Origin of the sequence: Nostoc sp. (genome assembly GCF_036917615.1) — a bacterium.
GTDB lineage: Bacteria > Cyanobacteriota > Cyanobacteriia > Cyanobacteriales > Nostocaceae > Nostoc.
In genome coordinates this window covers 167,985-194,601 of record NZ_JBALCZ010000026.1, presented here as the reverse complement: position 1 = coordinate 194,601, position 26,617 = coordinate 167,985, and the positions used below count along the sequence as shown (strand labels likewise).

Here is a 26,617-nt window from a genome sequence, read left to right as displayed (position 1 = left end):
AGATTTTCGTTCTTCTACATGTAAAATCTGCTACTAAAGCTTCTATCTTTTGATAGTTGAAGGCTTTACAAAGGCTTCGTTCTTAATTCTATTACTGGAAGAGACAAAGTGAGAGGAATTAAGTACACAAGGGGGCAAAATGGCGTCAGACTAGAGCTAATTTTACAGATGAATGACGTTGGATTCTCCGTTTCTGGGTGTCCCTGACGGTGCGATTTCATGTTACTCTAACCGCACTTAGTGCTGATAACTCGGATAATAGAGCTAAAAATCACAGTTGAGGATAATCCTGACCCAAAAGCAATTCAGCGTAAGCGTTCAGCAATCTGACTGTTGTTGAAGTGCTTAAAAGTTCATCTACTCATCACCCTCACTGAGAATATTTCGCACGAAGCATATTGACAAATTCTGTTTAAGATGGAATGAAACAGCCCTGCTTTTTAAGGGGGACTTTAGAGTTTCTTTTCCCTCCTTTTTAAGGGGGGTTAGGGGGGATCTTCGAGTTTGAAAACAGTCCCTAGTCTACTCGATAAACCAGACTCAGGATTTTCCTCTGTTACAAGGTTGAGGTTTAAACAAACGTTAACGTACCTTTGGTTTCAATGTTACTCGAAGGCTTATTTATAGTATTTTCATATAAACTTTATCAAATATTTTATTTTTCATATAAGTATTTTTCGTCTCGATTAATTTATACTAGACAATAACAGATAAACAATTGTATTTAGTCTGGAATATTATTTCCAAAAACTGCAAAATAATTGAAACCGATTCTGTGGACATAGGATATTTTTAGCTCAAATATTTATAGAAAATTTGATCCTGGTTAAGTGTCAAACGTGCTTACAGAAAAAATCTACAAGTTTACTTGCTATTATGCTAAATACTAAGACTTAGATAAACGGCAATAATAAAAAATATTTTTAACTTCAGAAATTAATTTTCTAACGAAATATCATGTCTTAAATTTCAGGTAATTATTAAAATTAAGCTCCTAATAATTAATCAAAACTCCCTTGTGTTTAATTTGTAGATTATCTAAATCCTAATTCTTGTCCATTAGCATATTCTGAGATACTAATTTACTTTTGCCATTACCAATTGGCTATTAAAAATGTCTTAATTGCCTCTGAAAAATGTGGATACAAATATTTTTCTCTAGTGATTCATACTTATCACAGTGAATGACAACATCCACATCTTAGAGTAGCATTGGAACCAAAATGTCTGCTAAGAAACGATTCTGACCGTCAGAATAAAATTTTACCACCGTTTATTAAGGTTTTGAGGAGATTGAAAACTGCATGAAAAAGCAATTGTCAAAGAAGTCGATTATTTCTAAATCTTGGTTAGGTTTTTTAATCATTATCTTATTAGTAACAGGTATATTTTTTCGCTTCGTCAATATTGACAAAGAAATTTATTGGCCTGATGAAGTTTACTCATCATTACGCATATCTGGCTATATGCAGTCAGAAATGAATGAGCAGTTAAGTAATGGTCGTTTGCTCAGCATAGAAGATTTGCAGAAATACCAGTATCCCAATCATGAAAAAAACACAATTGATACAATTAAAGGCATTATTTTAGAAGACTCACAAATTTTGCCGCTATACATTTTGCTGACCCGGTTTTGGGTAGAATGGTTTGGCAATTCTGTAGCAGTGACAAGAAGTTTTTCGGCATTTATTAGTCTGCTCACCTTTCCTTGTCTTTATTGGCTATGTCAAGAATTATTTAAGTCTTCACTAATAGGGTGGATAGCCATCGCCTTGGTAGCCGTTTCACCTATTCATGTCGTGTATGCACAAGAAGCACGATCATACAGTTTATGGATAGTAGCCATCTTAATATCGAGCCTAGCACTGCTACGAGCCATGCGCCTTAAAACAAAAGTTAGTTGGTGCATTTATACAGCAACATTGGTACTAGGGTTTTATACTCATATATTTTTTACATTTGTTGCTCTTGCACAGGGAATTTATGTAGTTGCAATCGAACGTTTCCGATTCAGTAAAACATTGATTTCTTACCTGCTATCATCGTTTGCAGGGTTTATGACTTTTGTACCTTGGCTGTGGATTATTATTACCTACCCTCAGCCAGAAGCAGTAATTTGGGCGAATCCTAAACAAACATTATTTGCGTCAGCTGCAAGGTGGGCTGGTATCTTTAGTCGGACATTTTTTGATTTAGGTATTAGCCCTAACGATCCAGGAAAACTTAAGATTGCCTTAATTCCTTTTATTTTAATTATTTTGGCTATCATCAGCTACTCAATTTATGTTCTTTGTCGAAGAACCTCTAAAGAAGTTTGGTTATTTGTCTTAACCTTGATTGGGTCTGTAGGGCTTCCCCTACTGATAGTAGATTTCGTCTTTCAAAAGCGATACGCTACTAGTCGATATACACTTCCTTCAGTTTTAGGTATACAGTTAGCTGTTTCTTACCTATTTACCACTAAGATCACGTCTATTTATACTAAAATTTGGCAAAAAAAGTTCTGGTCACTGGTAGCGGTTATAGTAATTATGGGCGGATTTATATCTTGTACCGTCCACTCTCAAGCCCAGATGTGGTGGAACAAACTCCCTGAAAGACACCAAGAATACCCTAAAATAGCTAACATTATTAGTCAAGGTAATAAACCGCTTTTAATTAGTGATCTTAATGAAGAGAGCATAATTATATCAATACAAATGTTTGGTCACTTAGTTGATCCAAAAGTGCGATTTCAAATTGTAGAACCAAATAAGTTACCAGAGATTACTAATGGCTTTACTGACATATTCTTGTTTAAGCCCTCTGACTTCTTAAAAGCTGGAATTGAGAAAATTTATAACTCCAAGTTACAGCAGATCAACGACTTACTCTGGAAAATAACAAAATCCACCTAAGAGAATGTTTGAAAAGTCTACGGTTGTATCAAGATCCCCCCTAAACTCCCTTAAAAAGGGGGGAATAACCTTCTCAAAGTCCTTTTTTATAAGGAGGATTTAGGAGGATCTAAAGTTTCTGATACATCAGCCACCACTTTTAAAACATCCTTTAAACCAAAAATACAGGTACATCTAGCGTTTGGGAGACTGCAATGCAGAACCTAAAAGCAGACAGTTAGCATTTGAATATCGTTCGTAGGTTAAAAATTAATATCAATTAGCCTAATAAGTGGCACAATTAGAGCCAAAATATACTTTAATTAAACCCAAAATTTAAGTATATACTCATATGGCTGCGGCTTATGTCATTGCCTCTTGACCACCCGCTAAAATTTGAAATCAGACTGCCATCTTCCCATCCTCAGTTATTAGAAGGACTGGACATATGGCTGCGCTTAGGTTTGATATCCGATACGCAAGTTAGGCAGTTATGCCAAGAGTTTCTCGTCTGTACAGTGGTGTTGCAACCCCAGGCTGAAGCTGAAACAAAGGTAGCGTTTGTAACCTCTGACCCCGTGCAGCAGTCGCCTGTAGCAGCTTTACAATCTAGTAATCGTAGACAACCGCAACAAAAACCAGCTAAACCCAACTTTATCAGCACAATGTTGCTGTCCTTGGGGGCAGAACTGAGTGTGCGTTGGCTACTTTTTTTAGGGGTATTTCTGGTAGTTGTGTCCTCTGGGGTACTGGCTGCGAGTCAGTGGAAGAGGTTTCCTGCTTCTGGACAGTATGGAGTTTTATTTGCTTATACTTTGAGTTTCTGGGGATTAAGCTTTTGGGCGACTAGGCAAAGCAACCTCAGATTGACGGCTCAGACATTGCTGATTGTCACCCTTTTGTTAGTCCCAGTGAACTTTTGGGCAATGGATAGCTTTCGGTTGTGGCAAAATCCTCTGGATTGGATTGTAGTTGCGATCGCCTGGCCTACTCTCACCGCTATTACTGTTTTACTCTATAAAAATCGGACTATTTTTGCTAATTTGCATAGCGGTAAATTACCTTTAGCAAATATTCTAGGGTTGAGTTATCTGCATTGGGGTTGGCGATTATCAGGATTTCCCTTGATTGCCGTTTATGTAGCAATGATCGGCACAACTATCATTACTGTTTATCACAATCTTTACCAACAGCCTAATACTGTCAGCGAGGAAGATCGGCGCGATGTCTACGACGGGCTACGCCTACGCCTTAGATTAAGTATTAGTTTACCTGCTGCTGTGATTATTTATGCCTTGATAGTGCTGCTAATGCGGGCAATTTTTATTGCTGGGGTAAATGTCACGCAGTTGGGGTTAGCTATTGGTATTTGCGGCTGGTTGGTAACTTGGTTAGCACAGCAAGGGGAGAGGGGAGGAGGAGTAGGGGAAGCAGAGGAAGTAACAGTAATATTCTCCTCATCTCCCTCATTCTTCTCATCCCTGTTAATCTGGGAAAAACTCGGTGGTATTTTACTCTTCCTGGGTTGGCTGGTTTCGGTAGTAAATTATCCCTGGCAAGCAATAGCTGTAAGTGGTTTGGGTTTGTGGTTTGTGGGAAGTTGCTTGCAGCGGTACAGTTTAAAGGCTGACTTAGCAGCAGTTTTTGTGATCGGCTTACAGACGATTTGGCTCTTTTGGCGGTTAATACCTGATAACTTACAGAAATGGGCGATCGCAACTGGCACCCAACTCACCAATTCTCAAAATGAACCTTGGGCGTTACTGGGTGTAGCTTTATTTCCATACGTAGTTTTGATGGTAGCGCTCACAGATAGCCTGTATCGCACCGAAAAGCGAGAATTAGCTAAGTTTGGCGAACTGCTCACCCTCTTATTTGGAACTTTTTTAACAACGATCGCTTTAGTAAATCCCACATTGCGATCGCTAAATCTGCTATTTTCCACCACCACTCTCGCATTCGTCACTCAACGCCGCTCTCCGTCATCTCTTCCCTTGATATATCTCACTCACATCATCGGGGTGCTGACGTTTTGCTCTACGATTAATTGGTTATTACCAACCCTGAGTCAACAAGCCTGGGCAAGTATTTTATTGGCTCTGATGGTTGCAGAATGGCGATTTAGCCTCAGCCAAGGTTTATGGCAACATAGTGCATGGGACATCGGTTTAGGACTAGCCGCGGCTAGTTTTTTCCTATTGTGGATAAATACAGAATCATCTTGGTATGGTGTAGCTGATAGCCGAGCTTATTTGGGAACCTTATGGCTAGTTACGCCTATAGCTCTCACGGGTGTTGCCAATTGCACAATTATTGAGCGGCGGATTACTAGCCGTTACTTGAGTGTCTTGGCTGTGGGAGTTGCCCAGCTACTGACTTTAGAGCTACCAGAAACCAGATTAATCGGTTTGGCTGTGGCTGCGGGACTGATGTTCGTAAATACGCGCTATTTCCGAAACCAAGCATCTGCGGTAATTACAGAAGGATTTGTTCTGAGTTTCATTGGGGCGCTGCTATGGACGGGTGTGCCTGGTTTACCTCGCCTCGCCCTAGCAGGTTGGTTTGTCGCCGGAGCGATCGCAACTCTAAGTCTATGGTTAGCGCGGACAGTTTTGAGCCGACGCGGTAACGAATTAGCAGTTATCTATGCAGCCGCCAGTGATCAGTGGGCGATCGCCTTGTGTGGTTTTGAGTTATTGGGTTTGACGCTGCACTCAGTGCTGATTTACCAAGGCTTTACGACTTCTGGATTTTTGTACTTAGCTACCACTGCTATCACCTTGGCAGCCATTGTTTATCGTAGTTGGTGCGAACCGACAAATTGGGCATTTTATGGCATTGGGTGGTGTTTGGAATTGTTGATTGCCCAGGTGCTGGGATTTGGGGAACGCTCAACTGTTAAGATTGCGTTTGCAAATATCGCCTTGGGTTTAATTGCTCAACTTGTCGGCGAATGGTGGCGGCGACGACATCAATTAGAAAGGCTTCCCAGCAGTTTTCACATTTTGCCATTAATTTATGGTGCATTCAGTGTATTGCTGCGTTTGAACACCTTCACCGAGTGGACTGGTTTGTATTCCTTGGGTGTAGCTTTAATTATCATTGGCGTGGGGCGACGGCGCGAGAACTTTAAACCCCTGCTGTACTTAGGAATCATTGGCGTATCAATTTCTGCTTATGAACTTTTGTTCTATCAAATGTTACAAGCTTCAGGAGGAGCATCAGGTGATGGATTGATTGCCATGTCTACCCTTGGCACCAGTATTATGTATGCTTACCGCATCCTGTCGCCTTGGCTTGTCAGCTACTTACGCCTGACTCCTCAAGAACTGAAAGGAATTGCTCATATTCACTGGGCTTGGAGTAGCTGTTTATTAATGGCTGCCATTCCTCTTCCCATTGGAGTTAACCGTTTGGTGGGATTGGCAATGGGAGTATTTTTGATTCGTTATGCCATCTTTGAGGGACGAAATTCGCGCACTTCCCCTAGTATTTTGCGAGGAATTACAATAGGCGAGATGTGGGTTTACCTCGGCTTATTAGAGGTAGCCGGGATGAGGGTTTATTGGCGCGAGACAGCAGTAGGAAAATTTTGGGCTGGGCCGTTAGTTCCTTGGAACGGTGCGATCGCCTGTGTGGTAGCCTATTTTCTGTACATCCTACCTTGGGAAAGTTGGGGTTGGTCTAAAAAACCTTGGCAGCAAGCCGCCTACATCGTGCCATTAATCATTTTATGGGAAACCAGAGTGCGAGTTTACCCCATTACCTTGCTACTCGCAGCTGGATTCTACATCTTCCTCGCAAAAGTGGGTGAAAATATCCGTTTTACCTATATTAGTGTGGCGTTGATTGATTGGGCGCTTTACCGTTGGTTTAATTCCTTACATCTGACTGATGCTTTGTGGTATGTAACACCCATTGGATTATCACTGCTTTATATTGCTCAAGTAGATTTTCAACTGAGGCTACCAGAGTATAAAGCAGCTCGCCATATTCTGAGAGTGCTAGGGAGTGGTTTAATTTGTGGGTGGGCAATTTTATTTCATCAACACACCGCCTGGATACCTGGAATTTTCAGCCTCATTGCCATTTTTGCCGGATTAGCTTTGCGAGTACGGGCTTTTCTCTACATTGGTACAGCCACTTTTTTAATCACTACAATCTATCAATCAGTAATTTTCAGCTTGCAGTACTCCTTTTTAAAATGGGTTATTGGTTTGCTAGTCGGCATCCTACTGATTTATATTGCCGCCAACTTTGAAACCCGTCGCGCTCAAATAACTTCCTTAATTCGTAGTGCCATTGATGAATTTCAATCATGGGAATAGGGCTAGGATTAAAAATTTATAACTCCTAATTTGTAATTGTGTACTCTTTCGGAATACACAATTGATATCAAATCCAGCTAATTAGTTGTAATTCCCAAAAGGTGAGTTTTACGGAACTCTGCGGGAACGCTGCGCGAACAGAAACCCAACCTACAATTATCCTTAACCCAAGCGCATTGAATTATAATCCATGATTGCACTTTCACTTTAGGTATTAAGGCGATCGCCAATATCTTGAAGTTCCCTAACTAGATTGCCAATTGCAGCTACACCGCCGCTTACAATGGCATTTGAAACAGCTTCCCCTAATCTGATTATGGGACTTAAAATATCAATAAACTTCTGAGCTTCTTGAATTTTTGCAGCCGCTTTATCAAGAGAATTAGTAGCCTCAATTATTTTTTTGGCTGGTTCATTTATATCAGTTAAAACTTTATTTAATTCTATGCTATTAAGTTTGGCAGCAAAGTCCAAAATTTTTTGGCACTCATTATTAATTAATTTCGATTCACTGAAGCTAATTTTTTGCTCATCTAAAAGCTCTGCTGCTCTTTTCTCAAGGGCGGACTTTAGTTCTATCATCTGATCTCTCAAGGACATAAACAATAACTCTCCTTTTTAAAATCATGAATTGACAATTGGAAAAAATTAGATAAAATCTAGTTAGAAAGCGCGATTAACTTCCTCTATTAGAGGTTTGACTGAGATGAGGTATTCATTGAGAATTTTTTGAATACGTTTTATTTTTTTCTCATCAATTTTTTTTAATGAAACTTTAGCATTACACTGACATAATCGATTAATATCTTGGAATTTTAGCCCTTCTTCAAATTCTTTTCTCAGTTGATTATGGGTTTTAACTGTACTTAAAAGAATCTTATTATAAGCCTTAGCTGCTTGTTCTTTATCAGCTACTATTTCCATATTGTTATTGTAGTCTGCTGTTAAGCTGTGGCCGACTGCAATTAGATCAACAAGTTGTTGATATTGTTGATAATTACTTGGATTGATTTTTGGATCCTTACCTAGATTATTTAAAGTAGTAAAGTCAGATTTATAGTAAAGATCAATTGCCTGTGCTTCTAGGTCTAAAGTTCCATTCTTACCAAGGTAGGTATGTTCTACAATAAATATTAAGCCTCCTTTAGCAGGTTGATAAAGATCAACACCATTTTGATCGGTTGCTGGAACTGAATTACCAGTCACGTATTTATGGATAGGCTCATTGGTACAAACAATCGCTTTTTGGAGAGCATCCTCTCGAATTTTCTTGGTGACTAAATCAGATAGTACTTTGAGGATTTGACTACCTCCGTCCACTGCATTTGCATCTAGTTTACCGCTAATAGATAAATCTTTGATACTTTGATCTAAGTTATCTATTGAGTTATCTAAAGATAAATCTTTTCCGCTTGCTATAGCACCTAGAGCATCCATGTAGTCAATTAAAATACTGACTGTTGTTTTGAAATTATTAGAATCAAGTCGCTCAGTTGTCTCACAACTCTCTCGCCGTTTTTTGCGAATATCGATTCCATTCTCACTAACTAAGTCGATATATTTAGTACGTCGTAAACAAGATTGGTAAATATCTTCAGCAAAATCATTAGAAGCTTGTTTAACTATCTCTCTACTCTTGCTAAAGTCTTTTACAGACTGAAAATTAGCTCCACAACTCCCTAACAAAACACCAATCGGAATAACGATACTGATTAAAGATTTTATTTTGAACATTTTTGCTTAATCTTATTGTCAAATCTAAATATTGCAAAGTCTCCATCGTTGCTCTTTAATGGAGTGAAAACTTAGTTTAGAATCGTTATAAAATAATGATTCTAAAAGGGTTAACTTTGAAACGAACAAAACAAATTGAAAACTTATCCCAACGCATATACGCACAAAGCGATCGCCATTGCCTACCTACGATAAATCAAGCCTTTCACTGCCTTTTTGCGTAAGTCCTATTATTTGTTGGAAGTCCCTAACAGAATCCCACATTTATAGGAATTATGCATTGACAAAATTCAATTTATGTCATACCAGTTATGTATGAAGATGCGCCAAATTATATGAGGAACTAACCGCATACTCCTACGGAGAAGCAAGCTACGCGCAGCGTCTCCAAGAGTTGAACGCATTCGCCTAGCGTCTCGTAGAGAAGGACACAAAGAAAGAAATAAGAAGCCAAGAAAATTTGGCGCAGCCTCACAAAGAAATGGTATCAGTTAACTCGGTTCTGGTTACTGAACAGAAGTTAAGCTTTTTGAGCTAATCTTCCTGTCATCTTTATAGGTTTGAGATCTATCAACTTATTCACTTATAGAGGAGAAAAAATGGCAGCAAATCGCTGACAAATTTGATGTTTGCCCTAGCACATAATAGCCTATTTGTAAAGTGCGTAAGTCCTAATTTAGTATCCATCAAAAAATATTGCTCCAGGGTTGACGTTTCGGTGTTTCGCGTAGTCTGTAACAACTTCCGCCTTCCCTGTAAGAACTTCCATCAAGACGTTTCGGTGTTTGGCGCAGTCTGTAGCAACTTCCGCCTTCCCTGTAAGAACTTCTTAACTGGCTGCTATAGCAACCCTAAATAAGTTGTAAAAAAAACTTACCCCCCGGCTAACGCTGTCCCCTGCTTGCTAAGGGGGGACTACAGGGGGTAGCAATAATTTCAAATTTTCACGAATGATTATAGGATTGCTATACTCATTCACTATTCAAAACGGTAGCTTTAAAGAATCAAGTAACTCACACACACTGACAAGCTTAAGCGCTACTCAAATGCTCATCACTACGAAAATTACTAGAGTTAATACAACGACTTAATCCACTCCCATTCCTTTGTTAAACCCTCTCTTAGAGAGACTTGCGGCTGATATCCCAGAATTTTCTGCGCTTTAGATACATCAGCAGCAGTGTGGCGGGCGTCTCCCATCGCTTTTTCTATGTGGTTTCTTTTGATTGATTTTCCAACAATTTCTTCAATCGTATCCAAGACTTCTGTTAAAACCACCCTGCTACCGCCACCGATATTAAAAATTTCTCCCACTGCTTCGGGTACGGTGGCGGCGGCTAAATTGGCGGCAATGATATCACTAACAAACGTAAACTCCCGTGTTTGCTGGCCATCCCCGTAAATAGGAATCGCCTCATTTTGCAAAATGGATTTAAAAAACTTATTAAATGCCATATCTGGGCGCTGTTTGGGGCCATAAACTGTGAAATAGCGCAATGTCACACAGGGCACGCCAAAGTTTTTGTGATATAGTTCACACAAAAACTCCGCTGCTAGCTTCGTAATGCCGTAAGGAGAAACTGGTTGAGGACAAATTCTTTCATGGGTAGGTAATGTTTCCGCATCACCATATACACTCGATGAAGAGGCAAACACTAACCTTTTCAGGTGTTTAGCATCCTTAGCTGCTTCCAGCAAAACTTGTGTCGCGTTAATATTTCGTTCTGTATAACCTCGAAAACCTTTACCCCAACTTGCTCTAACACCTGCTTGTGCCGCTTGATGGTAAACTACATCAACATCTTTTAGAAGTTTGTGCCAATCTAAAAACTGAATATCACCTTCAATTAATGTAAAGCCAGGTGACTGATGTAAGTGTGCAACATTTTTATGCTTTAACATCGGATCGTAGTAATCATTGAATTCATCAATCCCGATGACTTCTTCTCCTTGTTGCAGCAATGTTTCTGCAAGATGAGAACCAATAAAGCCGGCGGCTCCAGTAACGATAATTTTAGCCATGTTGCCTATTTGTTGATATTTTGATTAATCTTCATATTCACAGGTTAATACTTGTAATCAATAATCGTCATTACCTAAAGACAATTTATTTTTACTCAATTATTTCAACAGTTCAAAAAGTCATTATAAATACTTAAAAATTATACTTACATGAAAAAAAATCAGTATATTTATTGAATTATTGCTATTAATAACATTTATTATAATTGTACTAATTCGCAAAATTGGATTTTCAAAATAAATACAGTAGAAATTCAATAGCTATATTTCTTCTTGCCCCCTGCTCCTTAGGCTTTTTAGTCATGAGGGGGCTTGCACAAGTGTGAGAATTGATGAAAAAATTGATCCGCGAGAGCCGATAAGGCATTCTCGTTTAGCAAGGAACGCACGAGGAAATCAGTGAAAGTTTTAGTTGTAGGTAATGGGGGGCGCGAACACGCTCTGGCATGGAAACTGTTGCAATCTAAGCAAATTGAGCAAGTTCTCTGTGTACCAGGGAATGGGGGCACAGCAAGTATGGAACGTTGCCAGAACTTGCCCTTGGCAGGAGATGATTTTGAGGGCATTAGCCGATATGCTCTAGAACATGGGATAACTCTGGTGATAGTTGGGCCAGAAGTCCCCTTGGCGAAGGGAATCACAGATTATCTCCAAGACAAAGGATTGATGGTATTTGGCCCAATTAGAGCCGGAGCGCAAATTGAAGCGAGTAAAGCTTGGGCAAAAGCCCTGATGCAAGAAGCAGGGATTCCGACGGCACGGGCTGCGGTATTTACGCAGGCAGCAGCAGCAAAATCCTATGTGAGAGCTACGGGAGCGCCAATTGTTGTCAAAGCTGATGGCTTGGCAGCTGGTAAGGGTGTAACGGTGGCACAAACAGTTGAACAGGCAGAAAGTGCCGTTGATGCGATTTTTCAGGGACAGTTTGGCAGTGCTGGTAAATTTGTCGTCATTGAAGAATGTTTGATTGGGCAAGAGGTGTCAGTTTTAGCGTTAACGGATGGGTTAACAATTCGACCCTTGCTGCCAGCTCAAGACCATAAACGGATTGGTGATGGCGATACGGGGGAAAATACTGGTGGGATGGGAGCCTATGCCCCAGCACCTATTGCTACGCCTTCTTTGATGGCACGCATTCAAACAGAAGTCTTAGAAAGAGCGATCGCAACTTTACGAGCTAAAGGCATTGATTACCGAGGTGTACTGTATGCTGGGTTAATGATTGCACCCGATGGTGACTTGAAGGTTTTGGAATTTAACTGTCGTTTTGGCGATCCAGAAACGCAGGTGATTTTGCCACTGTTAAAAACACCGCTAGAAGAGTTGCTTTTAGCTTGTGTACAGCAGCGATTAAGTGAATTGCCGCCCATTGCTTGGAAAGGGGGAGCATCTGCCACTGTCGTTGCAGCCTCAGGGGGTTATCCAGGAGAATATCAGAAAGGCCAGGTTATTACTGGTATTGGCGAGGCAGAAGCAACAGGAGCAACTGTATTTCATGCAGGTACGAAGTTGAACCAGCAACAAGAAATAGTGACAGATGGGGGTCGAGTATTAAATGTGACTGGAATCGGAGAAAATTTTGAGCAAGCGATCGCCCAAGCCTACGCAGGGATCAAATATATTCAGTTTGAAGGGATATATTACCGGAGAGATATTGGGCATAGAGTGGCAAGTACGAAGCAGGGGGAGCAAACCCTATAAGCGATCGCCTGATTAGGCAAACTGACGCCGATTTGTACTAGCTGAAAATCTCCACAAGTTAAATTTTTGTTAGACTGCTCATCTGTGCGTAACCCACCAGTCGAAAAAATGGGGTTTAACCCGTTAATCCTCAACTGGATATCAACTCCGATGGCTGAAATCAGGTAAATTCGTTAAGACTACCTTAACAGGAATATCCCCTGCACTCCCCCATCTCCCTCTCTCCCCTAACATTTTTGTCAAATTAACTGTTAATTTTTTAGTTGTTGGGCTTTATAACAAAGACTACTAACAACTTTATTTAAGATGCTAAGTCTGTTAAAAACAATTCGAGATGCGATCGCTAGTTGGTGGTCAGAGTTCACACTCCAGACCAAACTGTTGGCTGTGGCCACAATGGTAGTTTCGTTGGTGATGAGTGGTTTGACCTTCTGGGCTGTGAATACAATTCAGCAGGATGCGCGGATGAATGACACCCGCTTCGGTCGTGATTTGGGGCTGCTGCTTGCTGCCAACGTTGCCCCCCTAGTCGCTGACAATAATCTGACTGAGGTTGCCCAATTTTCTCAACGCTTCTACAGCAGCACCTCCAGTGTGCGTTATATGCTCTACGCTGATGAAACCGGGGAAATCTTTTTTGGCATTCCTTTTTGGGAAGCGGAGGTAGAAAACTCCCTCACAATTAAACGGCGGATACAACTGCCAGAAGATTACCCTGGTGATGGGGAAAAGCCGATGGTGCGGCAACACACGACCCCAGATGGCACAGTCACCGATGTATTTATTCCCCTGATCGTCAATAAAAAATACTTAGGTGTATTAGCGATCGGTATCAATCCCAATCAGACCGCTGTCATTTCCACCAATTTTACCCGCGATGTCACCATTGCCGTTTTTATCACGATTTGGGTAATGGTGATTTTGGCAGGAGTGATTAACGCCTTGACCATCACTAAGCCGATTAAAGAACTGCTGGTGGGGGTGAAGCAAATTGCTACCGGAAATTTCAAGCAACGGATTAATTTACCTTTAGGGGGCGAACTAGGGGAGTTAATTTTAAGCTTTAATGAAATGGCAGAGCGATTAGAGCGCTATGAAGAACAGAATATTGAGGAACTGACCGCAGAAAAAGCCAAGCTAGAAACCCTAGTTTCGACGATCGCAGATGGTGCTGTGTTGATTGATAACAACATGCAGGTGATTTTAGTCAACCCCACAGCAAAGCGAATTTTTGGCTGGGAAGCCGCTGATGTGGTAGGGTGCAATGTGTTAGATCACTTGCCCCCAGTGGTACAAAGGGAAATCATCCGTCCCTTGTACGAAATGGCAGCAGGTGAATGCGAAAGCGCCGAATTCCGGATTTTTATTAACCAACCCACCCCGCGGACGATCCGCATTCTCTTGACTACAGTACTCAACGTGCAAAGGGAAAGCATCAAAGGCATTGCGATTACTATCCAAGATATTACCCGTGAGGTCGAACTAAACGAGGCAAAAAGTCAATTTATCAGTAACGTTTCTCACGAACTGCGAACGCCTCTATTCAACATCAAAACCTATATTGAAACCCTGCATGACTACGGCGAAGAGTTAGCTTTACAAGAACGGCAAGAGTTTCTGCAAACTGTTAACCATGAAACCGATCGCCTAACCCGCCTAGTTAACGATGTTTTGGATTTGTCAAAACTCGAATCTGGTCGCAACTACAACTTCGATGGGGTGGATTTAGCCCAAGCGATCGAGCAAACCCTGCGTACTTACCAACTCAATGCTAAAGATAAAGGTGTTGAACTTGTTCAGGAAGTTGATCCTAATTTGCCGTTGGTAATGGGTAATTATGATCTGTTAGTACAAGTGTTTGGCAACCTGATTGGTAATGCCCTCAAATTCACAAAAGCCGGTGGTAAAGTAGCAATCCGCGCCTATCAACTAGATTTCAAACCCAGTCACACCCAATCTTCTCCAGTGCGGATTGAAATTTCCGATACTGGAATTGGCATCGCCACAGAAGACCAACACTCAATTTTTGAACGCTTCTTCCGCGTCGAAAACCGAGTTCACACCCTAGAAGGCACAGGTTTAGGTTTATCGATTGTCAGAAATATCATCGACAGGCATCGTAGTAAAGTCCATCTAGTCAGTGAAGTCGGCATTGGCACCACTTTTTGGTTCGACTTAGCTGCTTTTGAGGAAAAAGCTCCACCGATACTGATTGAGCCTGTTGCAGAAGCATCCAAAATCACCACAGCTTGAAGACAAGGGACTGGGTATTGGGTATTGGGAACTGGGCATTGGGAAAAGACAAGGTAGAGACTTCTTCAATAATTCTCCTTTGTCCCCTTTGTCCCCCAGTCTCCAGTCCCCAGGAAGCACAAATCAAGACCTTAATATAACGAACAACAAACAGACCAATAATAAACTTAATAGCAACAGCAAAGCCTGATTGCGTTTTACCCAACTTTTCACAGTTGTTGCAAAACTGTGAGTGTAACGCTGCTGTTGCAAATCTAACTTTGTCTCTTCAATATTTTGGTAGAGAGTACAGTCTTTGGCGTAAGGACGCTGGGGAAAATTGCAAGTATCATCAGCGTGATAAGTGCAGGTGTCGCACAGATACCCATCCCCAGTGGCGCGGTGCAATGGAATACCGGGATGACCGTAAGCTTTGAGTGATGTCCGGCAATAGGGACAATTAATAGCTTGACTATCAACGAGTTGATGGCAGTGGGGACAAGATACAGTAGCCAAAACCTTTAGTGCAAATAAGTTAAGTAAACACTTTGATTCTAGCCATTTACAGAGGTAATGGAGAAATACATCCGTAGCCTGTTAATTTTGAATATGGCTAGCTCTCAAAAGTGGTTATTTTATCAGTAAAAGTACTAAATTTATGCTGATTTTTTATATTTTTATAAGTGATTTATATCACTCAAAATAATTAACGCTATGTCATAATCTATTAAATATGAGCTTTTGTTCCAAGTCTAATAATTATTTAGAGGTAGAAAAATATTGCCTTTTAATCCTGAGCTGTGCCGTAACGAAAGCGAAGTCGAAAGCAAACTCATAGTGCAATATTTGCTACCACAGCTAGGTTATACTCCTGACACCTGGCATCAAGAAATTGTCCTTGGTAGCATCCGCTTAGATTTCTTAGCATTTGCCGCACAAGTGATTCCCTTTGTCTTAGATGCCAACTCACCGCTGAGTGTCGTTATGGAGGCAAAGCATCCCAAACAAAACTTAAACAACCATCTCCCCCGACTCAGGCATTATTTAACCAGCTTGAATATAAGGTATGGATTGCTGACTAATGGTAAAGAGATTAGAATTTATCAAAAAATACAGACTGATATTCAGTTAATATTTCAATGCTCTGGGAAAGAAGTTGAGACTAAGTTAGAAAATCTTAAAAGTTTAATTGGTAGAGATAGCCTGAAAGAAGGACAGTTAATAGCTAAACCAGAAGTTCAAATAGAAAATAATTTAAATTTGGAAACAAAGAGGCAACATTCAATGAAAACGATTGCAATCTACCACAATAAAGGCGGCGTTGGTAAGACTACTGTTGCAGTAAACCTGGCAGCAGCATTGAGTAAAAAAGGTAAAAGGGTACTTTTAATTGATATAGATTCCCAGGCAAATAGTACTTTTGCTACAGGATTAATCAAATTTCAATTTGATGAAGATGATGATTTACGAGATTCTAATATCTATCATTTATTAGAATCAGGTGATTTTTTCTTAATACCCGATGTTACCCGAAAATCACATTACTTTAACAATCCTGAATTAGATGTTATTCCTGCACATATTAATTTAATAGAAGGACAGTATAAACTTAATCAAATTGATGCTAGTAAGACTAGGTTAGTTACGAAATTAAAAAAAGTAGAGCCAGAATATGACATTGTTATTATTGATACACCTCCATCCAGAGATTTATATGCGAAAGTTGCACTTGTCGCTGCTGATTACCTGATAATCCCTTCAGATTTAAAGCCATTTGCAAACCAAGGATTGTTAAGTGTCAAAAACTTTATTATAGAAGTTAATGAATTTAGAGAAATGATAGGAAAACCACACATTATATTAATAGGTATCCTGGCTTCAAAAATCTCTACTAATTCTAAATTTTTACAATATACTTTTCCTAAGCAAAGGAGCGTGATTTCAGAACGTTACAATTTGCCTTTGATGGAAGCAGTAATTTATGATAGAACCGTACTATCCGAATGCATGAATCAGACTATAACAGTTGGAGATTTGGAATATCCTGATCCGAAATCTATTGTTAAATATGCAGAAGAAGTAAAATCAGATGCTCAAAAATCTGCTATGGAATTTGAAGTTTTAGCAGATGAAGTGTTAATAGGAATAGGGTTAAATAAATGATTAATTTTTCTTTAGTAGATGTAAAAAGTATTACTTCTAATGAACCTCGAGCAAATTTTTCCGAGGCTGATTTGGAAAACCTCGCAGACATAATTATAGAAACTGGAGGAATTATCAGACCATTAGTAGTAAAAGTGACAGGAGTAGAGAGCTATACGGTAGTTGATGGACATTGTGAATATTATGCTGCTGTCAGGGCACGAGAAAAAAATCCTCGGCAAGCTGAAATGGTTAATGCCTTTGTTATCGCCCCAAAATTAGAGGATTTAGTAGTAAAGCAAGTTGCATCTCTCAAAGAAATTGATTTTTCTAATAAAACAGTAATACCACATCCTGAAACAACAAAGTTAGAACCACGTCTGGCAAATCTAGAATTACGTCTTGAGAAGCAATTCAATGAATTTAAGTCAGAAATTTTACAAGAAAGACAGAGAATAGATAGTCAGTTCAAGGAACTTGAAAACCTTATTCCCCAAAAGGGTGAACAGAGTAATCCACTTAGTTTATTGAACTCTTTGGATAAGGACGAGTTATCTATAAAGTTACAACGCTCTAGAATTCGTGGGGCTGAAAAACTTGCAAAAGACATATTTGATGCTCGACGCAAAAAATCAAAGCAACAATTTGAAGATTACCGTGATGTAGTAAAATCTGTTAAAAACTTGGGTGATCAAACAATTTTGACTATTATTGATGAGTGGTCAAGAAGCTAGTAGTTATTAAAATAAGTTCTTCGCAATGTAAAAACTCTGCATAGCTTTCTCTGCGCCTCTGCGTGAGAAATTATCCACTACGTACTTGATATAAAAAAGGTGTATGCCTGCGGCGGGCTGCGTCAACACATTCCTATAGCTTAACCCCGCACCTGTCGCAGTGCATTAAACGCTTTACCTCGCAACCCAACTGGTAACAGCGATAATCCTAAACCAGTCCAAGCTTTAGGAGTTGAAAAAGACTTTCCCGCCAAAACTAGCTCTCTGCCTTTCTGCATTTCACCCTTTTCAATTAAACGCAAACCTAATAATAATTGCGTTTCAGTTAAACGATTTTTCCTGATTGTCTCTATTTTTTCAGACTCAAATTTATAACTTTCTAAATACCGCATTTTATCAAATAAATAAGGAATGGCTCGATTGATACCTTGCTGCTCTGCATGGGAGCGATATTCCATCAATAATTCTGGTAAATAATAGCCATTTTTTCCAGCCAAAGCTAGACGCACAAATAAATCATTATCCTCACAATTTTGCAGATTTGGCTGCATATATCCTAATTCTTGTAAGGTTTTACGGCGAAATAATGTTGCCCCAATTTGAAAGCTTTGGTGAATAAATGCAACTTCCAACAAATTATCTACAATACCTGCTGGTAAATTATTCCTACCCCAGTGATGAGAATTTTCTTGAGTTTTTGCCTCATCCCGCACATTGTTAATATCAATTATCCAATGGTCTGTACCAACAAAATCAATGCTAGAGTCTTGAGCAAGAATAGCTGCGGTACTTGCGAGAAAATCGGGTGTTAGCCGATCATCATCATCAAATTTCATAAAATATTCACCACTGGCAGCATCAAAGCCAGAGCGCATATTATTACTTTTGCCAATATTTTGCAGATGATGGATATATTTTATCCGGTGGTCTGTGTACTGTGACATCAACTCAGGTGTATCATCGCTAGAACCGTCATCACAAACAATTAGTTCAAAGTCTTGCTCAGACTGATTGAGTACGCTGTCAATGGCATAAGGGAGGAGATGAACACGATTAAAAGTAGGAATGCAAACAGTAATTTTAGGCATGTTATATACTAATAAGTGGAGAATCTAGAAAATAGAAATTTTATATCAATTGCTAATTTAATGAATCGCCAATAAAGCTAAATATAGCAAATATTTATTTGAATTTTATTCATTGCTTTCGGTGATAAATTACTAGTTTTTACAATTATCCTAAGTGGTCTTAGCTGTTTTGGTCTTTGTTCTGGTTGTTTGAGAAAGCAATAGTATAGGAATATCTGCGCTAACATTCACCTCAATGCTGTTTGGCAAAGCTACTACTTGGTCAAACACCACATCATTAGCAAGGGTGTAAATACCGAAATTCATTTTGATAAATCCTTTTGATTTTTAAGTTTCTGAGTAACGCAAATACTATTATCGTTATTCTCTCTCATTATTGTGAAATAATTAATAATATACACATCTTTACACTTTATGCTGAGGGCAAGAAAGAAGCGATTTTGGTTAGTTTGGATGATACTAACATTACCCGCTGCTGAAGGTGACAAAGTTGTGGTGCGTGCAACCAACACCTGCGCTCAGGAAAGTTTCTTTGGAATACCTAGAGTATCTATAGGACTCATATTTGATTTATGAAAAAATTTAAGTATCTATAGCTCACCAAAATCCTTATGTCGTAGGCATTGCCAGTTCTAAGTATATTTCAATATTCAAGTATGAATCCTATATACAGGCATCCTGGCTATTGACTCGATACTTTCATAAAGCTTGAGCAGCTGATCTTTAGTTTCTTGAACTTGGTAGTGAGGATAGCACCCTACAATGAATATACGTATGCAAACTATTCACAACCGTAAAGTCAAAGGTGGAGGCTAAACGTTGGCACAATTGCAAACACAACCTCCGGCTTTGTCAGGCTCTCAAAAAAATTGGGTCTTACTCGGTGTCGGACTTGGGGTATTCATGTCTACCCTAGATCTCGGCATCATCAATGTTGCTTTGCCGACATTGGTGCAAGCCTTTGACACCAGTTTCCCTACGACCCAATGGGCTGTATTGAGTTACCAGTTGGTCAGTTCTGGTTTAGTTTTGGGGGCAACGCGTCTGGGGGATATGTGGGGCAAGAAGTCCTTATATCAAGGGGGACTTGTTCTGTTCACTTTCAGTTCCCTATTGTGTGCTTTTGCACCTAGTATTGGGTGGTTGATCGGCTTTCGGGCCCTTCAAGGACTAGGTGCTGTGTTCATTTCTGGGCTTGGTTTGGCAATCATCACAGAAGTTTTTCCCTCTTCCGAACGAGGTCGGGCTGTTGGGATCATCGGTAGTGTAGTGTCACTGGGAATTGCTTTTGGCCCTTCTGCTGGCGGACTGCTCCTCAGCTTGTCAGGCTGGCATAGTATATTCTTGATCAATGTACTGCTGGGGATCATAGCTAGTTTCTTAATAGCTAGGGTGGTGCCACCTTCTGTACGCATTCCGGGCAAACAGAAATTTGACTTTTTTGGAGCCATATTGGCTTTATTGACTCTGGGTAGTTTTGGGCTGGGTATGACGCTAGGGCAAAGCCAGGGCTTTAGCAGTATTAATGCATTGGTATTATTAACGATCGCTGCCGTGAGTTTTATAACTTTTTTGGTAGTTGAAGCGATCATAGAGCAACCGCTACTAGAGCTACACCTGTTTCGTAATCTTCAGTTAAGTATGGGTTTGCTAAGTGGCTGGCTAGCATTCACTGTTATTGGCGGTTCGCTACTCATCGTCCCTTTCTTTCTAGAGGGCGTCAAGCATTATCCGACGGTAAAAGTGGGGCTGCTATTAGCTGTGTCGTCTGTACTTAGTGGGTTAATTGCCCCTTTGGCTGGAATACTTTCAGACCGCTTTGGCGGTCGAGTGATCAGCTCCATTGGGCTGGGGTTGATGATTGGCGGCTGTTTAGGGATTAGCACCTTTGATGCTCAAATTACTGAGCTAGGCTATGTGTCGCGCTATTTTATTTACGGCATTGGACTAGGTTTATTCCAATCGCCGAACAACAGCACTGTCATGGGAGCAGTACCGAGGGAGCGGCTAGGGATTGCTTCTGGGTTGCTGTCTTTGTCACGTACTTCAGGGAATACGGTAGGAGTTTCTCTAATCGGGGCAGTATTTGGAGCGCTAATCGCTAGCATGTCTGCGGGTGCAGATGTCTCGGTTGCCCCTCCTGAGGCGATCGTTGCGGGGTTCCAAGGAACTTTTCGCTTCGCAGCCCTAATACTGTGTGGGGCAGCAGTTGCATCTGTTTTAAGGATCAGGAAGAGGCAGGGGGCAGGGGCAGGGGAGGCAGGGGAGAAATAATTAATGCTCAATGCCCAATGCCCAATGCCCGATGCCCGATGCCCAATGTCCAATATTCAATTATCAATTACTAAGGAGCTAGATAATCGTATGACAGGGAAATTAGAGGGGAAAGTAGCAATTATTACTGGCGCTTCAGCGGGAATTGGAGAAGCAACTGCGATCGCCTTGGCAGCAGAAGGAGCAACAGTAGTACTCGCTGCTAGGCGTGGCGATCGCATTCAGGCATTAGCAGAACGTATCGAAGCTAGTGGTGGCAAAGCATTGCCCATTGTCACCGATGTGACTGACGAAACCCAGGTAAATAACTTGGTAGAAAAGGCAAATGCAGAATTGGGAAGGGTCGATATCCTTGTGAATAATGCAGGGATTGCCTTACTCGGCACCATTGAAGCCGGGAATAGCTCAGACTGGCGGCGATCGTTTGACCTCAACGTACTAGGACTGCTATATGCTACTCATGCTGTTTTGCCTCTGTTGAAGGCGCAAAAATCCGGGCATATAGTCAATATCTCCTCAGTGGCTGGCCGGACAGCGCGGGCGGGCATCGGTGTTTATAATGCTACCAAATGGGGTGTGAATGCTCTCTCCGAAGCATTGCGCCAAGAAGTCCACAAGGACAACATCCGCGTCACCATTATCGAACCAGGTTTGGTGGATACGGAAATTGACAACCAAATTACCGATCCCGTTGCCAAAGAACGGATTCAAGAACGACGTAAGTCAATTCAACCTCTGCAAAGCGAAGACATTGCAGCTGCGATCGTTTACGCCCTCACCCAGCCACCACGCGTTAATGTCAACGAAATCCTCATCCGACCAACGGGACAAGAAAATTAAAGCTAAAGGGCAGGCTTAACGGGCGTGCCCTTTTTTAAATAGAAGCCCCATTATTTATTTTGGTGGTTCTTAATCTTAATTTTGAATGAGTGACTTTTGACTTCCCCGTTCGCGTAGCGTCTCCAAGAGTTGGGGCTGACCTGGAATGGAAGTTATTTGATGTTGTTAGATGGGAGCGTCGAAAGGTTTATTTCGACGCATTTATTGATCTCGCTACCAATCCACATCTGGATTCAGAAAATCTTATTAGTGGGATAGGTTCATAGATAGCCCAATCGTTGCACCAAGAAATCAATGAACGTTTGGACTCGGAGGGAATGGCGGCGATTGGGCAGATAAAGCGCATAAATGCCCATGTCCATATCTACTTGCGGATAGAATTGAAAATCGCTAAGTACGGTTTGTAGCCTGCCAACCCGAATGTCTTCGCCAATTAACCAGGTGGGCATAAGAATTAAACCTGCTCCATCTAGACAAACTTGTCGTAGAACTTCCGAATTATTCGCAACGAGTGAGCCATTAACTTTCACCTCACAGACTTCTTTGTCTCGCTTAAATCGCCAGATTTCATAGCCTGTGGAGTAGCTAAAACGTAAACAATTATGGTGGACTAACTCATTCGGGTGATCGAGTTTGCCATACTGTTGAAAATAGCTGGGACTCCCACAGACTTCGCGGGTATAGGCGGTGAGCTTGCGGACAATCCAACTGGCACCGGAGCGATCGAGGTTCCCCAGCCGAATCACCACATCCAGTTCTTCTTCCACCGGATTGGACAGAGCATCACTCAGCTTTAAATCGAGTTGCATCGCCGGATATTACACCAGAAAATCCTGCACTATCGGTGCAATGTGGAGTCGTCCAAATGCAACGGGCAGATTCACCCGCAGTAGCCCCCGTGGCACTTCATCAAGTTCTGCCACCGACAAATTTGCCGCTTCCACATCCTGAAGAATTTGCACCGCTTTGGCATAGTATTTACGCCCTTGGGGGGTGAGAGTAACGCTGCGAGTCGAGCGGTTGAAGAGTTGAGTATGCAGCAGTTTTTCTAGTGCGTTCACCTGACGGGTTGCAGAGGATACAGCAACGCCTAGCTGCCGAGCGGCTTCGGAAAAACCGCCCGTTTCAACCACTTTGGTAAAGGCTTGCATAGCAGCAAATTGATCCATTTGTTGAAGTCTATTTTTGCGTAAATTGCAAAGGTGTTTAGCAGCAAAGACATATTATCATTTTTTATGAGTGGAGTTCTGGTGAGATCACAAATTATTCAGGAAACCGCCATGACGTTAACGATCGAAATCACCTCAGATTTTATTTGTCCCTGGTGTTTAGTGGCAGAAACACGACTCAACAGAGCGATCGCCCAACTCAATCCGGCGGTAAACATCCAGCGCGTTTGGTATCCTTTTGAGTTAAATCCGAATATGCCGGAAATGGGGATAGATCGCAAAACCTACCGCACCCAAAAATTTGGCAGTTGGGAATACTCGCAGCAATTGGATGCGAAAACGGTTCAAGCAACACAAAATGATCGAATTGGGTTTCGCTATGACTTGATGACCATTACGCCTAACACACTGAAAGCGCATCGCTTAACCTGGTTTGCCATGCAGCAAGATAAAGCAACAACGATGACAGAACGCATTCTGAAGGCGTATTTCACAGAAGGAGAAAACATTGCCGAAGTCGAAATCTTAGCCAATCTAGCGGCTGAGGTTGGCATTGATGCAAAGGCAGCAAAAGCATTTCTGTTGTCTGATACAGGGATACAAGAAGTGCAAAAATTGGAACGTCAAGCGATCGCTCAAGGTATTCGAGGAGTCCCCAATATTCGCATTGGTCAAGAAGTTTTATCTGGCGCTCAATCCGTTGATGTTTTTCTTGCTGCCTTACAAAACGCAATGCATGAATTGACAACTGCTTGAAGCAAAAAACTAACACGATTGATCTAAACGATAAGGACAACACTATGACAAACCATTTAGGCTCACCCTCTAATCCCCGCAGAGTCAAACTTTATGGACAACCTAATTCAGCAGCAGCCTACGAAATTCGAGATTTTCTTAACCGCAGCGTTGTCGAATTTGACTGGATTGAATTAGTTGGCGATGAGGATTGCGATCGAGAACTTAGAATTTCAACGCTGAACGATATCCGCTTGCCTGTTATTGAATTTCCAGATGGCACTCAAATTTTTGCCCCGACCATTCGAGAGATTGCCCAACGGCTCGGTTGGGTAACACAACCCAGATTCAAAGAATATGATCTGTCGATTTATGGTGCGGGGCCTGCTGGCTTAAGTGCAGCCGTATATGCCGCATCTGAAGGGTTACGCACGGTTCTGATTGAACGTCACGCCGTCGGAGGACAAGCAGGCACCAGTTCCTTGATTGAGAATTACATGGGATTTCCCGAAGACATTAGCGGCGCTAATTTAGCCGAACGCGCCCGCCAGCAGGCAGTCAAATATGGTAAACCAACATTACAAGAATTACCTTACATATATCGAAGTCAAGCCAAATCTGGTACTCATTCATTTTATGCCTATGCAACTTTATATGTTATTAACAAGAATAAGCGTGTAACTCTAGCCGTCAGAGGTGTTCGCCGACTAGACACTAATGTAGCAATAATTACTTATTTATTGGCAGAACTTGAATCCCTTAAAATAAATGTAAAAAAGCTCTACCTAGATAGAGGATTTTTTAATACTCCTGTAATCAGATGGTTGCAAGCATTAGACATTCCATTTATGATGCCTGCTATCAAGACAGGAAAAAAGGGAGGAATTAAACAGTTTTTCAAGGGGAGAAAAAGTTATAAAACTACCCATACCATTACAAAAGACAAAGATGATTTAGTCACTTTTGACTTATGGATTATCTGTAAGTATAGAAAGGGGAAGCGTAAAAAACATGGGGTGCAATACTTGGCTTATGTTACTTATAAAATTAAAACAAATTTAGATTATATATATGAAGATTATCGAAAAAGATTTGGGTTCGAAAGTAGTTATCGGCTAAAAAATATTTGTCGAATTAGAACAAACAACAAAAATCCAGTATTGAGATTACTATTTGTGGGGATTTATTTTCTTTTAGTTAATATTTGGGTAAATATCCTTTGGCTGAGAATCAGTCGTAAAAGGAAAGGTAGCCGATTAATTTATAGGACACTTTTTGTATTAAAACAGATGTTGTCCTTTTTATCTCAAGCCATACAGCGCAAATATCAAGTAGTTGAAAGCATTTATATTCCAACAGGTTAGTACTAACAATTTCTCGACCAACTAATCATAAGTAATCATAATCTATACTATGTCTGCTAGTTAGAGAGTTGTGTATTAAAAAGTATTAAAAAATATAAGTATTTCCGCGATCGCTCTTTGCAGAAAAACTTTTTGGTTTACTGATTTATGGTAACGGGCGATCGGAGGATGACAAGTAAACATGTAGCGATCGCAGTCGAATAATGCAGTGCAGCCGACCGGATCAAAGTGATCGGTTTAGACCGAGAGGTTACTGGCTGCGGCTGACCTTCACCGTTAGCTGGCTTAAGTTATCTGTTGAAACACGACCAGAAAGTTTTCTTTTCGAGGCATCGCCTAAGCCAGCTACGCATCTAATTGCACATACCACTTCTAACAAGCATAATCGCCTACAATAGCGATTCTGACAGAGCGTACGATCGCCAGAAACCACCTATGAGATAAAATGCTACAGCATTAGTGCTTGGTCAGGGTAGCAATTCAATGGATATGGAAATAGCGATGTCTACGATGGTCACTGAGCTTGTCGTACCACTACCCTGCAGGAAGCAAGCTAGCAAGAGCGTCTCGTAGAGAAGTGCGGGCTACGCCTACGCTCATTTGTATCTACAAGTGCAATTTGAAACCGATGCAACTGAAAATTGAATAGATACTCGATGAAAATGGGTAGACGCGCAGCCGCTTGTCGTTAGACATCGCCCACTGATGATAGATAGTCAATACCAGTCAGCGATCGCAAGTCCCGCAACTCTAGAAAATTCTTTGATATTGTGAGTGACAAGAGTCGCTTGAAGTGCGATGTGATCGCTATTCCTGCAATCAAAAATATCCATCGGGCCAATTGGAGTTCCTTGCTTGTCTAACTGGGTGCGAATTGTAGCAGCAGCAAGAGCAGCATCATAATCGAACGGAACCAGATTTACTCGGCTCAAAAGTTGCTGAAGTTGCTGGGTGCGTTTTGCTGGGGAGGTGGATTTTTCAATACCGACTTGCAATTTCATTGATAACGATTGTCGGAATACTAATTTCCTCAGCAGGGATACTGACAAGGTTGTAAGCAACTTGTCCTTGACCCTTGAAGTAGTAAATCAGAGTATTGGTATCCAAAACGTACATCTAGAGACTTTCCCGTAAGATGTCTTGTTTAGCATTTAGGTGCTTAGTACGAATAAATTCAGCAAAAGTCAAGACCTCGCTGGCTTGCTCTTGGGGAAGGGATTTAACGAGTGCGTAAATCTGTTCAGCGATGTTCATAATCGGGTTTGAGATCAAGGTTATAAAAATCTTAGCAATCTGACCTTCTGACTGTCTTTAAATTTCATGCTCTCTTCGCAGATTTCAGTCCTCAGCACCCTGACTTCTGATTTAGTGAATGATT

The 26,617-nt window shown here is 41.0% G+C and carries 19 protein-coding genes and 1 pseudogene; 10 read left to right on the top strand and 10 right to left on the bottom strand.

Annotated features, from left to right (window positions below; all coding sequences use genetic code 11):
* The first annotated feature begins 1,304 nt into the window (after positions 1 to 1,304).
* Both V7K85_RS09310 and V7K85_RS09305 read left to right on the top strand, forming a co-directional pair.
* Positions 1,305 to 2,897: a glycosyltransferase family 39 protein gene (locus tag V7K85_RS09310; protein WP_334812932.1), complete on the top strand. Its 1,593-nt coding sequence runs from the start codon at positions 1,305 to 1,307 to the stop codon at positions 2,895 to 2,897.
* A gap of 344 nt (positions 2,898 to 3,241) precedes the next feature.
* Entirely contained in the window at positions 3,242 to 7,204 is a 3,963-nt protein-coding gene (locus V7K85_RS09305; RefSeq protein ID WP_334812930.1) for a DUF2157 domain-containing protein, read from the top strand.
* 207 nt (positions 7,205 to 7,411) lie between these two features.
* Here V7K85_RS09305 and V7K85_RS09300 read toward each other — a convergent pair whose 3' ends face one another.
* The 3 genes from V7K85_RS09300 to V7K85_RS09290 form a co-directional block, all read right to left on the bottom strand.
* The gene (locus V7K85_RS09300) at positions 7,412 to 7,786 is read right to left on the bottom strand and encodes a hypothetical protein (protein ID WP_334812928.1); all 375 of its coding nucleotides are present in this window, start codon (positions 7,784 to 7,786) and stop codon (positions 7,412 to 7,414) included.
* Between the two features lie 81 nt (positions 7,787 to 7,867).
* Positions 7,868 to 8,938 carry a hypothetical protein gene (locus tag V7K85_RS09295; protein WP_334812926.1) on the bottom strand — a complete coding sequence of 357 codons (1,071 nt, stop codon included), beginning with the start codon at positions 8,936 to 8,938 and terminating at the stop codon, positions 7,868 to 7,870.
* A 1,074-nt stretch (positions 8,939 to 10,012) separates the two neighbouring features.
* The gene (locus V7K85_RS09290; protein ID WP_334812924.1) at positions 10,013 to 10,960 is read right to left on the bottom strand and encodes an NAD-dependent epimerase/dehydratase family protein; all 948 of its coding nucleotides are present in this window, start codon (positions 10,958 to 10,960) and stop codon (positions 10,013 to 10,015) included.
* A 399-nt stretch (positions 10,961 to 11,359) separates the two neighbouring features.
* Between V7K85_RS09290 and purD the strand changes: the two genes are divergently transcribed.
* Positions 11,360 to 12,661, top strand: a complete 1,302-nt coding sequence (gene purD / locus V7K85_RS09285) for a phosphoribosylamine--glycine ligase (protein WP_334812922.1) — start codon at positions 11,360 to 11,362, stop codon at positions 12,659 to 12,661.
* Between the two features lie 306 nt (positions 12,662 to 12,967).
* Entirely contained in the window at positions 12,968 to 14,914 is a 1,947-nt protein-coding gene (gene nblS / locus V7K85_RS09280; RefSeq protein ID WP_334812920.1) for a two-component system sensor histidine kinase NblS, read from the top strand.
* A 123-nt stretch (positions 14,915 to 15,037) separates the two neighbouring features.
* Here the strand turns inward: nblS and V7K85_RS09275 are convergent, their stop codons facing one another.
* A complete protein-coding gene (locus tag V7K85_RS09275; RefSeq protein WP_334812918.1) occupies positions 15,038 to 15,409 on the bottom strand; it encodes a zinc ribbon domain-containing protein in 372 nt (123 codons plus the stop codon).
* Between the two features lie 264 nt (positions 15,410 to 15,673).
* On the opposite strand from V7K85_RS09275, the gene V7K85_RS09270 reads away from it, so the two are divergent.
* Together V7K85_RS09270 and V7K85_RS09265 are read left to right on the top strand one after the other, a co-directional pair.
* A complete protein-coding gene (locus tag V7K85_RS09270) occupies positions 15,674 to 17,056 on the top strand; it encodes an AAA family ATPase (protein ID WP_334812916.1) in 1,383 nt (460 codons plus the stop codon).
* Positions 17,053 to 17,769 carry a ParB N-terminal domain-containing protein gene (locus V7K85_RS09265; RefSeq protein WP_334812914.1) on the top strand — a complete coding sequence of 239 codons (717 nt, stop codon included), beginning with the start codon at positions 17,053 to 17,055 and terminating at the stop codon, positions 17,767 to 17,769. The genes V7K85_RS09270 and V7K85_RS09265 overlap by 4 nt, the downstream gene beginning before the upstream one ends.
* Positions 17,770 to 17,909: 140 nt before the next feature.
* Here V7K85_RS09265 and V7K85_RS09260 read toward each other — a convergent pair whose 3' ends face one another.
* Positions 17,910 to 18,857 carry a glycosyltransferase family 2 protein gene (locus V7K85_RS09260; RefSeq protein WP_334812912.1) on the bottom strand — a complete coding sequence of 316 codons (948 nt, stop codon included), beginning with the start codon at positions 18,855 to 18,857 and terminating at the stop codon, positions 17,910 to 17,912.
* Between the two features lie 195 nt (positions 18,858 to 19,052).
* Positions 19,053 to 19,163, bottom strand: a pseudogene (locus V7K85_RS09255) (Npun_R2821/Npun_R2822 family protein); the annotation flags it as partial.
* A 513-nt stretch (positions 19,164 to 19,676) separates the two neighbouring features.
* Between V7K85_RS09255 and V7K85_RS09250 the strand changes: the two are divergent.
* Together V7K85_RS09250 and V7K85_RS09245 are read left to right on the top strand one after the other, a co-directional pair.
* Positions 19,677 to 21,131, top strand: coding sequence for a DHA2 family efflux MFS transporter permease subunit (locus tag V7K85_RS09250; RefSeq protein ID WP_334812910.1), 1,455 nt, complete (start codon positions 19,677 to 19,679; stop codon positions 21,129 to 21,131).
* A 3-nt stretch (positions 21,132 to 21,134) separates the two neighbouring features.
* Positions 21,135 to 21,971 (top strand): SDR family oxidoreductase, encoded by an 837-nt coding sequence (locus tag V7K85_RS09245; RefSeq protein WP_334812908.1) that lies wholly within the window; start codon positions 21,135 to 21,137, stop codon positions 21,969 to 21,971.
* Positions 21,972 to 22,231: 260 nt separating this feature from the next.
* Here the strand turns inward: V7K85_RS09245 and V7K85_RS09240 are convergent, their stop codons facing one another.
* Together V7K85_RS09240 and V7K85_RS09235 are read right to left on the bottom strand one after the other, a co-directional pair.
* Complete coding sequence (locus V7K85_RS09240) at positions 22,232 to 22,780, bottom strand: substrate binding domain-containing protein (RefSeq protein WP_334812907.1); 549 nt, start codon at positions 22,778 to 22,780, stop codon at positions 22,232 to 22,234.
* 9 nt (positions 22,781 to 22,789) lie between these two features.
* Entirely contained in the window at positions 22,790 to 23,140 is a 351-nt protein-coding gene (locus V7K85_RS09235; RefSeq protein ID WP_334812906.1) for a LysR family transcriptional regulator, read from the bottom strand.
* 111 nt (positions 23,141 to 23,251) lie between these two features.
* Between V7K85_RS09235 and V7K85_RS09230 the strand changes: the two genes are divergently transcribed.
* Both V7K85_RS09230 and V7K85_RS09225 read left to right on the top strand, forming a co-directional pair.
* Positions 23,252 to 23,896, top strand: coding sequence for a DsbA family oxidoreductase (locus V7K85_RS09230; RefSeq protein ID WP_334812904.1), 645 nt, complete (start codon positions 23,252 to 23,254; stop codon positions 23,894 to 23,896).
* 44 nt (positions 23,897 to 23,940) lie between these two features.
* On the top strand, positions 23,941 to 25,239 hold the full coding sequence (locus tag V7K85_RS09225; RefSeq protein WP_334812986.1) for an FAD-dependent oxidoreductase: 1,299 nt from the start codon (positions 23,941 to 23,943) through the stop codon (positions 25,237 to 25,239).
* A gap of 716 nt (positions 25,240 to 25,955) precedes the next feature.
* Here V7K85_RS09225 and V7K85_RS09220 read toward each other — a convergent pair.
* Both V7K85_RS09220 and V7K85_RS09215 read right to left on the bottom strand, forming a co-directional pair.
* Positions 25,956 to 26,240: a VapC toxin family PIN domain ribonuclease gene (locus tag V7K85_RS09220; protein WP_334812902.1), complete on the bottom strand. Its 285-nt coding sequence runs from the start codon at positions 26,238 to 26,240 to the stop codon at positions 25,956 to 25,958.
* On the bottom strand, positions 26,218 to 26,355 hold the full coding sequence (locus V7K85_RS09215; RefSeq protein ID WP_334812900.1) for a hypothetical protein: 138 nt from the start codon (positions 26,353 to 26,355) through the stop codon (positions 26,218 to 26,220). The genes V7K85_RS09220 and V7K85_RS09215 overlap by 23 nt, the downstream gene beginning before the upstream one ends.
* Positions 26,356 to 26,617: the final 262 nt, after the last annotated feature.